Genomic DNA, 12,131 nt, shown 5'->3' with positions numbered 1-12,131 from the left:
GGTGATGTCATGAGGAGAAATAAAAAGAAAATAGCTGTAAACAAAGAAAAGAAAAAATCACTGCCGATCCGGCTTAATTTTTTGTTTTTGGCCGCGTTTCTTATTTTTACTTGGATTATCGTCGAGCTTGGCATCAAGCAGATCGTTCAGGGTGATGATTATAAAAACGCCGCTAATAAGCAGGAGGAGTCTGATGTCAGCACGGCGGTTCCGAGAGGGAAAATATACGACCGGAACCTAAATCCCATCGTAACGAATAAAGCATTAAATGCGATTACATATACACGTTCAGCCTCAACCACCCAGGCGCAGCGTTTAAAAATCGCAAAAAAACTGTCGGGTATGATTAAGGTAAGCACCAAAAAGGTGACTGAGCGGGATAAAAAAGACTATTGGATGTTAACGAGGCCTGATGAAGCGAAAAAACTGATTACGGCCGAAGAAAAGCAAAAAGCTGAAGACAAAAAACTGTCTGACGATGATTTATATCAGCTTCAGCTGAAACGCATCACAGACAAACAGCTGAATGAGCTCACTTCAAAAGACATGCAGATCCTTGCGATCAAAAGGCAGATGGATTCAGGCTACTCCCTGACGCCTCAATACATCAAAAATGAAGGCGTGTCGGCAAAAGAAATGGCCGTCGTCAGCGAACATTTAGATGAACTGCCGGGAGTTGACGTGACGTCTGACTGGGAACGGTCTTATCCAAATAAAGGGTTGTTAAAATCAGTTCTCGGCAGTGTCTCGAGCTCCAACGAAGGACTCCCTTCAAATCTTCTTGAGCATTATTTGTCACTTGGCTACAGCAGGAATGACAGAGTAGGAAAAAGTTATTTAGAGTATCAATATGAAAATCTGCTGCAGGGCCAAAAAGAGAAAGTGAGAAATGTGACAGATTCCTCTGGAAACGTAACAGATACAGAAACGGTTTCAAAAGGTAAAGCCGGGGATGATTTAGTGCTCACTATAGATACCGAATTGCAAAAAGACGTTGAAAAAATTATTGAGAAAAATTTAAGGGCTGCAAAGGCAAGACCGAGTACACAGTTGCTTGACAGAGCATTTGTCGTAATGATGGATCCCCGTAATGGAGAAGTGCTTACAATGGCGGGTAAACAGATTAAACAAGTAGACGGCAAATATAAAATCGATGATTATGCACTAGGAACAATGACTTCCTCTTATAACATGGGCTCAGCTGTAAAAGGGGCAACATTGTTAACAGGTTATCAAACAGGTGCTATAAAAATCGGAAATATATTTACGGATGAAGTTTTAAATATTAAAGACTCTCCTCCTAAAAAATCGGTAAGTGTAATGGGGCCGATAAATGATTTAACTGCACTTGAGCGTTCATCTAACGTTTATATGTTCAAAACTGCGATTGCAATTGGTAAGGGTAAATATATATCAGGACATCCACTTCCGCTTGATTACAGCGCATTTGATAAATTTCGTTATTACTTCAGTGAATTCGGTTTAGGGGTAAAAACAGGAATTGACCTGCCTAACGAAGCTACAGGATATGTGGGAACTAAAAGACAGTCAGGTTTCTTGCTTGATTTTGCGATCGGCCAATATGACACATACACTCCGCTTCAAATGGCTCAGTATGTATCGACCATTGCTAATGGCGGCTATCGTATGAAGCCCCAAGTCGTGAAAGAAGTAAGAAAACCTTCAAAAAAAGGTATCGGGGCCGTCGTTGAATCTGTTAATCCGGAAGTGATGAACCGTCTTGATATGACGGAAAGTGAAATTGAACGTGTTCAACAAGGCTTTAAACTTGTTATGAATGGAGCTCAAGGGACTGCGAGAGCAAATTTTGCTAATAAAAGTTATCACCCTGCCGGTAAAACTGGAACAGCACAAGCTTTCTATGATGGACCTATAAAATCAAGAACTGGTGCTTCTACTTATAACACAACTTTGGTGGCTTATGCTCCCGCAGATCATCCTGAAGTTGCTATTTCAGTAGTGGTTCCATGGGCTTATGAAAATTATAATGACAGGTATTCAATAACTAATGACATTGGGGAAGCAGCTCTGGACAAATACTTTGAGCTGAAAAAGAAACAAGAAGATAATAATACGAAGCAGAAAAACGAAGATAAAATTCAGGAAGACGCTGAAAACGGCAATACAAATCACTAACAGAAAAACGCTCACAACTTGGGGACTGCCCCCCGTTTTTGAGACAGGGGTCAAAACACCTTTTAAACAGCCAATTGCCGATAGTTTATCGGTGATTGGTTGTTTAGTTTGGTTTGAATACGAATATTGTTATAATAATGAATGTATTCTATGACAGTGCGTTCTACGATGGCAGTCGTAGTTCGATCAATGCTGTTAAGATAGAACGTTTCAGACTTTAGCGAGGAATGAAACGATTCGATGGAGGCATTATCAGCGGGCGTCCCTTTGCGGGACATGCTCATGGTAATGCCTTTTGTTTTAACAGCTTTTTGATACTCGTAAGATGTATACACAGAACCTTGGTCACTATGTAACACGCAGTTCTCAGGCAGCATTAGTAGCTGATCAAGTGTGTCTAAGACAAAGGCTGTGTCCTGCTTATCCCCAATAGTAAAAGCAATCACTTCTCCATTGTATAAATCTAATATACTGGAAAGGTACAATTGTTTCTGTCCATAAGGCAAATATGTGATGTCCGTTACTAGTTTTTCAAGAGGACGATCAGACTGAAAGTTCCGATCCAATATATTATCGACCACGGCATATGGCTGCCCATCCTTCTTGCGCTTTTTCACCTTAACCCGACACTGCCATTGATTTTTCTGCATAATACGTTGAACCGTTTTATGGTTAATACACATTCTCTTTTTTAGTATGGCTGTGATTTTTCGATATCCATATCGATACTTGTGCTCTCGGCACAACGTGCCGATTTGTTTTTCCAAATGGCGCTTGGGATGATCCTTCATCAGATTCTTCTTCCAACGATAATAAGACGCTCGAGAGATACCTAAATGAATACAGATATCCTGTACGGTCATTGTGCTGTGCAATATTTCTACAAGTTCGACTGACGTTTCGCTATCAACTTCCTTTCCAATTCGTTGTACTTTTTTAAAACTTCATTCTGTTGTCTCAGGTAACGAATCTCTGCCTGCAGTTTCTCTAAATCGGAAGAATACTCCGGGCCTTTTCCGTAAGTGTATTGCTTTCCAACAGGCTGTTCGAATCGATGTGTATCACCAACCTTATACCATCTAACCCATGTCTGAACCTGTGTCTTATTCTTAATATTCAACTCCTGCAGGATCTCTTTCATAGGTACGCCTGCCAATCTCATTTCTACAGCCTTCTGTTTCACTTCAACCGGATAACTCACTCTTGTCCCCATAGAAAAAACACCTCCAAGTCTAATTTCGGATAACAATCATCCGTATTCAAACTTGAAGGTGTTTTTATTTGTCTCATCTTATGGGGTCAGTCCCCTTGTGAGCGTTTTTTTATACAAAAAAACATCCGGATTTACAAAACCTTAACACTTGATTTATACGCATTTTACAAGAACCCTTTACTCTAGACCTGTAGGACAAATTACACATTAAATGCAGGGGGAATTCAGGAAATGAAAAAAAACAAATGGATGCTTATGCTTCTGATGGCTGCTGTTATGATTGTTGCTGCAGCATGCGGAAATGCAAAGGAAAGCGGCAAGACAGACAGTCAATCTGCAAGTGAGGATAAAAAAGCATCAGGTTCTTTAACCATTTCTGGTTCATCAGCCATGCAGCCGTTAGTACTGGCAGCGGCGGAAAAGTTTATGGAAAAACATCCGGATGCTGATGTGCAGGTGCAAGCGGGAGGTTCAGGAACAGGTCTTTCGCAAGTGTCTGAAGGGGCAGTGCAAATCGGCAACTCAGATGTCTTTGCTGAAGAAAAAGAAGGCATTGATGCAAAAGCCCTAAAAGACCACCGAGTAGCGGTAGTGGCGATGGCGGCTGCGGTCAACCCCGGTGCGGGTGTAAAGGATATAACCAAAAAACAGCTGACAGACGTCTTTACAGGCAAAATTAAAAACTGGAAAGAGCTTGGCGGTAAAGATCAAAAAATTACACTTGTGAACCGTCCTGATTCATCAGGAACACGCGCTACGTTCGTCAAATATGCGCTTGACGGAGCAGAGCCTGCAGAGGGCATCACAGAGGATTCCTCCAATACAGTCAAAAAAATCATTGCGGAAACGCCGGGAGCAATCGGTTATCTGGCATTCTCTTATATAAACGATGACAAAGTAACGCCTTTATCGATCGGAGGCATCAAACCGGAAGAGAAAAACGTCGTCACAGGCGAGTATCCGATTTGGGCTTACGAGCACTCTTATACGAAAGGTGAAGCGTCAGGCCTTACAAAAACGTTTCTTGACTATATGAACAGCGATGAAGTACAGAAAAGTATCGTAAAAGATCAAGGCTACATTCCGATCTCTGATATGAAAGTCACACGTGACGCAAACGGCAAGCAAAGCTGAGGGGAGGGCGGGCTCCCCGCCTCTTCTTCTTTATAGGAGTGTAAACAAATGATAAATCACAGAGAAAAAGAGTCTGTAAGCGAACGCTTAATAAGCTCAAAACAAAACAGGCAAATGGATGAAGTCCGCGGAAGGGTGATTGTGTCTGTGTGTGCCGCGATTATCATTGCGGCATCAGCGGCGATCACAATTTTTCTCGGCATAAAGGGGCTGCAATCTTTTTTTGTAAATGGTGTAAGCCCGATTGAGTTCTTAACAAGTCTGAATTGGAATCCAACCCAGGCAAAACCTGAGTTCGGCGCGCTGCCTTTTATTTTCGGGTCATTTGCGGTCACGGTTCTGTCCGCTCTGATCGCAGCGCCCCTCGGTATTGCGGGTGCCGTGTTTATGACGGAAATTGCGCCGACTTGGGGAAAAAAGGTGCTGCAGCCGGTAATTGAGCTGCTTGTCGGCATTCCGTCCGTCGTTTATGGATTCATAGGTCTTACAGTATTGGTTCCGTTTATCGGCTCTTTTAAATCAAGCGGAACGGGTCACAGCCTTCTGGCGGGGACGATCGTACTCTCGGTAATGATTCTGCCGACTGTTACATCGATTTCCGCTGATGCGCTTGCGTCACTTCCGAAACATCTTCGCGACGGTTCATACGCGCTTGGTGCGACGAGGTGGCAGACAATCAGAAAGGTGCTTATCCCGGCGGCGTTTCCGACATTGCTGACCGCTGTCGTGCTCGGGATGGCAAGAGCGTTCGGAGAAGCACTCGCCGTACAGATGGTTATCGGAAATACAAAGCTTCTGCCGGAAAGCCTGCTTGATACGGCGGGAACATTAACGACGATTATTACGTTAAACATGGGCCATACCACATACGGCAGTATTGAAAATAATACGTTATGGTCTATGGGGCTCGTTCTTCTCATCATGTCGTTTCTGTTTATATTGCTCATACGCTACTTGTCGTCTAGGAGGAAAGTGTAATGAACCGGAAAATAACGGATAAATTGGCCACCGGTGTATTCGGGTTATGCGCCGCTGTAATCGCGGCGATTTTGGCAGGATTGTTTTTGTACATTCTTATTCACGGCGTCTCTGAAATCTCCTTGCATTTTCTTACGTCAAAATCGAGCGCCATTGCGTCAGGCGGCGGAATACGGGATCAGCTTTTTAACTCCTTTTACATTCTGTTTATCACCATGCTGATCACGATACCGCTTGGAGTGGGGGGCGGGGTCTTTATGGCTGAATATGCGCCCCAAAATAGAATCACTGATTTTATCAGAACGTGTATTGAGGTGCTGTCTTCGCTTCCATCCATTGTCATCGGGATGTTCGGCATGCTGATGTTTGTAAACCTGACCGGATGGGGCTACACGATTATCGGAGGCGCGCTCGCATTAACGGTCTTTAACCTTCCCGTTATGGTCCGGGTGACAGAAGGCGCGCTCACTGCAGTTCCTAAGGAGCTGAAAGAAGCTTCTCTCGCTTTAGGCGTATCGAGATGGCATACCGTCAAAACGGTGCTGGTTCCGAGTGCGATTCCTTCGATTTTAACCGGAGCCATTCTCGCATCAGGAAGAGTATTCGGAGAAGCGGCCGCATTGTTATTTACAGCGGGACTGACAACGCCGCGGCTGAATTTTACGGATTTGAACCCGTTTTCTGAATCATCTCCTTTCAACATTTTCAGGCCGGCTGAGACGCTGGCGGTTCATATATGGAGTGTCAATACGCAGGGAATCATCCCTGACGCCGAAGCGATTGCAAACGGCGGCTCGGCGGTGCTGGTGATTTCGGTGCTCTTGTTTAACCTTTGTGCAAGATGGCTCGGATCTGTCATTTATAAAAAACTTACGGCAAATTAATCAGAAAGAGGCGAAAACATGATTGATCACATCATCAGGGAACAAGCGGAACAGACAAAGCGTTCGCCGGAGTCTTCAATTTTGGAAGTGAAGCATTTATCAATTTATTACGGTGACAAACAAGCGGTTAAAGATGTAAACATGGATATTGAAAAACATGCGGTGACGGCTCTGATCGGTCCGTCCGGCTGCGGGAAATCAACATTTTTGAGACAGATTAACAGAATGAACGATGCCATCCCTTTTGCAAGAAGCGAGGGAGAGATCCTTTATGAAGGGCTGAATATTTTGGGGGAAGCGATTAATGTCGTGTCTCTCAGACGGGAGATCGGTATGGTGTTTCAAAAACCGAATCCATTCCCGAAATCCATTTACAATAACATCACACATGCGCTGAAGTATGCGGGTGAACGCAGGAAAGCCGTTTTGGATGATGCGGTCGAGGAAAGCTTAACGAAGGCGGCGCTTTGGGATGAAGTTAAAGACCGGCTTCATTCATCGGCTCTTTCGTTATCAGGCGGCCAGCAGCAGCGTCTTTGCATCGCCCGTACGCTTGCGATGAAACCTGCCGTACTTCTTTTAGATGAACCGGCCTCAGCTCTGGACCCTATTTCAAACGCCAGAATCGAGGCGCTTTTGACAGAACTGAAAAAAGATTATTCGATTATTATCGTTACGCATAACATGCAGCAGGCGCTGAGGGTGTCTGACCGAACGGCTTTCTTTTTAAACGGGGAAGTGGTGGAATACGGGCAGACAGAACAAATTTTCACGAGTCCTAAAGCGCAAAAGACAGATGACTACATTAACGGAAAGTTCGGATAGGGGGAAGGACTGTGAGCCTTGTGAAGGAAGCGGTGCACACACAGAATTTATTTGATATTCACGGCATGAACGTATGGTACGGAGCCCACCAGGCTTTAAAAGACATTACGATCGGTTTTGAGGAGCGGAAGGTAACTGCGATCATCGGTCCGTCCGGCTGCGGGAAATCCACTTTTATTAAAACATTAAACTTAATGCTGCAAATGGCCCCGAATGTCAAAGTGACAGGCGACATGATCTATAACGGGCGCAATCTGCTGAAAGAAAAGACGGATGCGGCAGAATTAAGAAAACAGATCGGTATGGTGTTTCAAAAAGGCAATCCGTTTCCCCAGTCAATATTTGAGAATGTCGTGTACGGTCCGAGAATTCACGGCGAAAAAAATAAAAAGAAACTGCTTGAAATCGCCGAGGAATCTTTAAAGGCAGCTGCGCTCTGGGATGAAGTGAAAGATCGCCTTCACCAGCAGGCGCTTTCACTGTCAGGCGGTCAGCAGCAGCGGCTGTGCATCGCAAGGGCGCTCGCCACAAAACCGGACGTCCTTCTGATGGATGAACCGACGTCTGCTCTTGATCCCGTGTCCACGCGGAAAATAGAAGAGCTGATTTTGACATTGAAAGAAAAGTATACAATCGTCATTGTGACGCACAACATGCAGCAGGCAGCGAGGGTCTCTGATCAAACCGCGTTTTTCTATATGGGCGAACTGGTAGAGTGGGGGGATACAGGCAAAATATTTTCTCAGCCGGATCATCAAAAAACACATGATTATATCACCGGAAAATTCGGATAAAAAAACGGGCCCGGCCATTGACCGGGTCCGTTTTATACTCCCTATTAAAAAAGCCTGCCGGCCGTATCCATCTGAATGGACGATGCCTGCAAGCTTTTTTAGCGGGTTAATGTTTTGACGATTTTTTTAAAGCTCATATCTGAGTCGACTTTGAAATGGCCGGCGCGGATTTCTTTATGGTAGCCTGCGTCAATGACGTAATCATTAAAGTCCTTCGCTGAAGGAATAATCCCTTCTTTTTCAAGAATGGATGACACATCAGCAGTGCTCATTCCGTCTTTAATCGTCAGTTTGTATGTTACTTTTTTCTTTTTGGCGTCTGTGTTTTGGTCGTTGTTTAACGATTTTTCTTTAGAATCAAGCAGTTTTTGATAGTCATCCCGGTTGACGGAGACTTTTTGCTGATCGTCGAGGTAGCTGTTTACTTCTTTTTCTGTCAATGCTGTTTTTTCGGTTTTAACGGCGGCTGCCTGGTCATGGTCAGTCAAATAGAAGACAGCGGCGAGAACGGCCGTCGCTAAAATCATGCCTGCTGCAAAAGCCTGAATGCCCCGTTTTGTCATACGAGCACCTTCTCATTATCTTTAATAATGGTATTGACGTCCTCGACAGACACGTGCTCCGCTTTTGCGATGGCTTCCGCAGACATTCCGTTGTTATATTTTGAAATGATTTGTTTGGCGATTTTTTGGTTAATGCCGCTGCTTTTGGCTTTGCGGATCACGAGGTTGGTTTCCAGCAATTCTTCTTCAAGCACCGTCATTTTCTTTTTCAGCTTGTAAATTTCCTGCATGGCGGAAAGCTGAAGCGTTTCAAGCTCCTGTTCCACGTCTTTCATCGGATCTCTTTGAGAATATGAGAATGCAATAAGCGCTATACTGACGATAAACAACGCAATAATAGCAATTTCCACGTTTCATCACCTTCTATTATTAATTTGCCCTTCTTTTTTATACCATAAAACGCCGCCATTCTAAAGGAAATAGAGAAAAAAACGGAATTTTGTCGGGAAATCTTTTTTATTCGGGGAGCAAACGGTTATTTCTCTATAGATTTCGTATCAGAAAGTCCTTTTTTGTCCTGTTTCGTCATATTTTCCCTTCATCTGACGCAAGCTCATTCAGAGGATCAGAAGCATAAACTGATGTTTTCTGTACTTAAACAACATTTCATGTAAATCACTCTAGCATTCCGTCCATTATAGTGGTATTATATATAAGTCTGAATAAGTAAATGATATTTAGTTTGGAGGGAAAATAATGCGCGTTAATATTACTTTGGCTTGCACTGAATGTGGTGAGCGTAACTATATTTCTAAAAAGAACAAACGCAACAATCCGGACCGCGTTGAATTTAAAAAATATTGCCCACGTGATAAAAAATCTACGTTACACCGTGAAACAAAATAAGCTGTTTAAAACAGCGGAAAAAGCTGGAGCTTTCAATAAAGTTCTGGCTTTTTTGTCTTTCAGGGAGGTTTGAGAAACGTGAAAGCACAAATCAGAACCGCTATCAAAGCAAAGCTTTCTGACATGACAGAAAGTGAATGGGAGAAAAAATGCCGCAGCATGCGTGAAACGCTGTTTTCTTTAAAAGAATGGAAACAGGCCCGCGTGATCGCCGTTACCATCTCGACACGCCTGGAAATTCCGACACAGCCGATTATTGAACAGGCCTGGAAAGAGAAAAAACAAGTCTGTATCCCAAAATGCTTTCCGCAGACGGGAGCGATGGAGTTCCGTACATTTTCTGCGTATGATCAGCTGGAAACCGTATATGCGGGCCTCAGTGAACCGATCGAGAGCCTGACGGAAAAAGCCGCCCAAAAAGACATTGACCTTGTGATTGTGCCCGGCGTGGCTTTTGACCGGGAAGGCTTCAGAATCGGATACGGCGGAGGATATTATGATCGGTACCTCCCCGGTTATAAAGGCCGTACCGTGTCGCTTCTCTTTGACTGCCAGCTGACAGACCGCATTCCCCGTATGCCCCACGATATTCCGGTCGATATGATCGTGACTGAATCTGAAACCATCGCTTAATCGCATAAAAAACTTCTTGCACCGGAATAATTCTCGCTGTTTGACAAACGATAGGGGCAGGAGGGATAAGATGAAAAAATTGTTGATCTACTCATTATGCGCCGTATCTGTTTTAGCCGTTTACCAAAACCGCTACCGTCTGATGAACAGCGTGCTCAGCCAGCCGGGGATCAGACGGTCATTCATTCATTTCTTTTTAAAAATACCGTTTATCAGAAACAAATTCATTCAGCAGGCATTTTAAACAAATCCCGTTTTTCAGCGGGATTTTTTGCATAAGAAAACCTGCCGGTAAAAAACGGCAGGTTTTCTCGTATTGTCAGCTTTTTTTCAGGAAACCGAGCAGAATTGAGATCATAGGAGAAATGTACAGGAAAAAGGTAAACGGCAGGTAGTCGATGACGGAAACCCCTAATGCGCTTGCCATAAAAGCGCCGCTTACTCCCCAGGGAATCAGCGGGTTGATCAATGTTCCGCCGTCCTCAAGCGACCGCGCAAGGTGAATCCGCTTAATGCTGAGCTTGTCATATAAAGCTTTATAAGATTGACCCGGAATTAAGATCGACAAATACTGCTCCCCTGTCGCAAGGTTTACGCCTATACTTGAGAAGACGGTCGCCATGATAAGACGTCCTTTCGTATGCACGCCTTTTATCAATCCTTGAAGCAGCGCCGCGATCAGGCCCGTTTTTTCCATCAGGCCGCCGAGCGCAAAGGCGATCATGATCAGAGAGACTGATCCCATCATCGATTGGAGCCCGCCTCTGTTGATAATGCTGGCCACAGCCTGGTCGCCGGTTTTAAACGCCGTCCCGCTTTGCAGGGCGGATATAAATCCTTGAATGCTGCTGTCAGGAATAAAAACAGCAGTCAGAAGCCCTGCGGAAATAATACCGGCGGTAAGCACCGGAATCACGGAAACCCGTCTCACAGCTAAAATGATCACCAACAGAGGTGAAAGAAGCGACCAAGGCGTAACGTGCACGGCCTCTTTTATTCCGGAAATGACCGCATCAATATTTTGCGTTGAAGCGGCATTTATTGAAACCGATGAACCGAGAATATAAAAAAGAACAATCGTGATCAGCAGTGCCGGAACGGTAGTGCCCATCATATGGCGAATATGCTTAAAAATCGGAATTTCGCCGATTCCGGCGGCAAAATTCGTCGTGTCGGACATCGGTGACATTTTATCACCGAAACAAGCCCCGCAAATGACTGCTCCCGCCGTCCATTCGAGCGGAACTCCCGCCGCGCTTGCTACCCCTAACAGCGCGACGCCGATTGTACTGACAGTTGTCAGACTTGAGCCGACAAGCGTGCTGATAATCATGCAGGAAAATAATGCGGTCAAAAGCAGCTGACTCGGCTGTATAATTGACAAAGCGTAAACGGTGACGGTGGGAATGGCGCCGCTGTACATCCAGGCGCCGATCAGCACACCGATCAAAGCCAGCACGATAATCGGCTGCACACCGTTTTTCAATCCGCTGACAATTCCTTTTTCAAGACTGTCCCACGAGAAACCGAGCCACAAACCTGCCAGAGACAGAATAATGACGCAAAAGAACAGCGGCATATGCGGCTCTGTATGAAAGAAAAACAGGCAGGAAATAATGACGGCTAACATCAAGACAAATAAACTGATGGCTGAGATGAACGTCAGCCTTTTTTCTTGTTTCAAAACAACACCCCATCAAACTTTAATCCTTTTGTGCTTTTGGGCACGAAAGTATTGTAACAGAAAAACGCATAAATGAGTGTTTTTTTACAATTGTGAATATACAATTTATGAAAATAATACAAGGATATTTTCTCCAATCGTTTTTTGCTTGACGCCCGGATCAGTGATGAAATACGCTTATACTAAGAAGAATAGAAATGGTGAAGAAGATGAATTCATTTTATGACGTGCAGCAGCTGTTTAAGTCATTCGGACATATCGTTTATTTCGGTGACAGACAAGCTGAAATTGACTTTATGAAAGATGAATTAAAGGAAATGTACTTGTCAAACGTGATTGAAAGAGAATTATGGCAAAAAGCCGCCGGAGTTCTTCAGAGAGAATCGGAGCGGATCAAAGGCAGATAACAAAGCAGGATTT

Annotated in this window: 14 protein-coding genes; 10 read left to right on the top strand and 4 right to left on the bottom strand. The window is 44.3% G+C overall.

Going from position 1 to position 12,131, the window contains the following annotated elements; genetic code table 11:
• The first annotated feature begins 9 nt into the window (after positions 1-9).
• Positions 10-2,157 carry a peptidoglycan D,D-transpeptidase FtsI family protein gene (locus ACKTRM_RS11880; RefSeq protein ID WP_012118001.1) on the top strand — a complete coding sequence of 716 codons (2,148 nt, stop codon included), beginning with the start codon at positions 10-12 and terminating at the stop codon, positions 2,155-2,157.
• A gap of 62 nt (positions 2,158-2,219) precedes the next feature.
• Here the strand turns inward: ACKTRM_RS11880 and ACKTRM_RS11875 are convergent.
• Positions 2,220-3,370, bottom strand: a protein-coding gene (locus tag ACKTRM_RS11875; RefSeq protein ID WP_144080791.1) for an IS3 family transposase whose coding sequence is annotated in 2 segments (ribosomal slippage) — positions 2,220-3,097 and positions 3,097-3,370 — 1,152 coding nt in all. Because the reading frame shifts where the segments join, the coding sequence is not laid out codon by codon here.
• A 231-nt stretch (positions 3,371-3,601) separates the two neighbouring features.
• Between ACKTRM_RS11875 and ACKTRM_RS11870 the strand changes: the two genes are divergently transcribed.
• Genes ACKTRM_RS11870 through pstB (ACKTRM_RS11850) form a run of 5 tightly spaced genes read left to right on the top strand, consistent with a single transcriptional unit; the run spans position 3,602 to position 7,985 of the window.
• Positions 3,602-4,504, top strand: a complete 903-nt coding sequence (locus tag ACKTRM_RS11870; RefSeq protein ID WP_012117998.1) for a phosphate ABC transporter substrate-binding protein — start codon at positions 3,602-3,604, stop codon at positions 4,502-4,504.
• 48 nt (positions 4,505-4,552) lie between these two features.
• Complete coding sequence (gene pstC / locus ACKTRM_RS11865; RefSeq protein WP_012117997.1) at positions 4,553-5,482, top strand: phosphate ABC transporter permease subunit PstC; 930 nt, start codon at positions 4,553-4,555, stop codon at positions 5,480-5,482.
• Positions 5,482-6,366 carry a phosphate ABC transporter permease PstA gene (gene pstA / locus ACKTRM_RS11860; RefSeq protein ID WP_012117996.1) on the top strand — a complete coding sequence of 295 codons (885 nt, stop codon included), beginning with the start codon at positions 5,482-5,484 and terminating at the stop codon, positions 6,364-6,366. The genes pstC and pstA overlap by 1 nt, the downstream gene beginning before the upstream one ends.
• Before the next feature lie 18 nt (positions 6,367-6,384).
• Positions 6,385-7,191 (top strand): phosphate ABC transporter ATP-binding protein PstB, encoded by an 807-nt coding sequence (pstB, locus tag ACKTRM_RS11855; RefSeq protein WP_012117995.1) that lies wholly within the window; start codon positions 6,385-6,387, stop codon positions 7,189-7,191.
• Between the two features lie 11 nt (positions 7,192-7,202).
• The gene (gene pstB, locus ACKTRM_RS11850; protein ID WP_003153040.1) at positions 7,203-7,985 is read left to right on the top strand and encodes a phosphate ABC transporter ATP-binding protein PstB; all 783 of its coding nucleotides are present in this window, start codon (positions 7,203-7,205) and stop codon (positions 7,983-7,985) included.
• A 98-nt stretch (positions 7,986-8,083) separates the two neighbouring features.
• On the opposite strand, the gene ACKTRM_RS11845 is transcribed toward pstB (ACKTRM_RS11850), so the two are convergent.
• Positions 8,084-8,548, bottom strand: coding sequence for an endolytic transglycosylase MltG (locus ACKTRM_RS11845; protein WP_007408308.1), 465 nt, complete (start codon positions 8,546-8,548; stop codon positions 8,084-8,086).
• Positions 8,545-8,898, bottom strand: coding sequence for a hypothetical protein (locus tag ACKTRM_RS11840; RefSeq protein WP_003153047.1), 354 nt, complete (start codon positions 8,896-8,898; stop codon positions 8,545-8,547). Before ACKTRM_RS11840 ends, ACKTRM_RS11845 begins: the two co-directional genes overlap by 4 nt.
• 346 nt (positions 8,899-9,244) lie before the next feature.
• Between ACKTRM_RS11840 and rpmG the strand changes: the two genes are divergently transcribed.
• The 3 genes from rpmG to ACKTRM_RS11825 all read left to right on the top strand — a co-directional run bounded on the left by rpmG (position 9,245) and on the right by ACKTRM_RS11825 (position 10,271).
• Entirely contained in the window at positions 9,245-9,394 is a 150-nt protein-coding gene (gene rpmG, locus ACKTRM_RS11835) for a 50S ribosomal protein L33 (protein ID WP_003153056.1), read from the top strand.
• Positions 9,395-9,472: 78 nt separating this feature from the next.
• Positions 9,473-10,027: a 5-formyltetrahydrofolate cyclo-ligase gene (locus ACKTRM_RS11830; RefSeq protein ID WP_012117994.1), complete on the top strand. Its 555-nt coding sequence runs from the start codon at positions 9,473-9,475 to the stop codon at positions 10,025-10,027.
• A 70-nt stretch (positions 10,028-10,097) separates the two neighbouring features.
• Positions 10,098-10,271, top strand: coding sequence for a hypothetical protein (locus ACKTRM_RS11825; protein WP_007408311.1), 174 nt, complete (start codon positions 10,098-10,100; stop codon positions 10,269-10,271).
• A 75-nt stretch (positions 10,272-10,346) separates the two neighbouring features.
• Here the strand turns inward: ACKTRM_RS11825 and nhaC are convergent, their stop codons facing one another.
• Positions 10,347-11,711 (bottom strand): Na+/H+ antiporter NhaC, encoded by a 1,365-nt coding sequence (nhaC, locus tag ACKTRM_RS11820; RefSeq protein ID WP_012117993.1) that lies wholly within the window; start codon positions 11,709-11,711, stop codon positions 10,347-10,349.
• A 197-nt stretch (positions 11,712-11,908) separates the two neighbouring features.
• On the opposite strand from nhaC, the gene ACKTRM_RS11815 reads away from it, so the two are divergent.
• Positions 11,909-12,118, top strand: coding sequence for a YqgQ family protein (locus tag ACKTRM_RS11815; protein ID WP_007408313.1), 210 nt, complete (start codon positions 11,909-11,911; stop codon positions 12,116-12,118).
• Positions 12,119-12,131 lie beyond the last annotated feature (13 nt).

The organism is Bacillus sp. D7-8 (assembly GCF_052055895.1).
GTDB classification, from domain to species: domain Bacteria; phylum Bacillota; class Bacilli; order Bacillales; family Bacillaceae; genus Bacillus; species Bacillus velezensis.
This window is presented reverse-complemented; position numbering and strand designations above follow the sequence as displayed.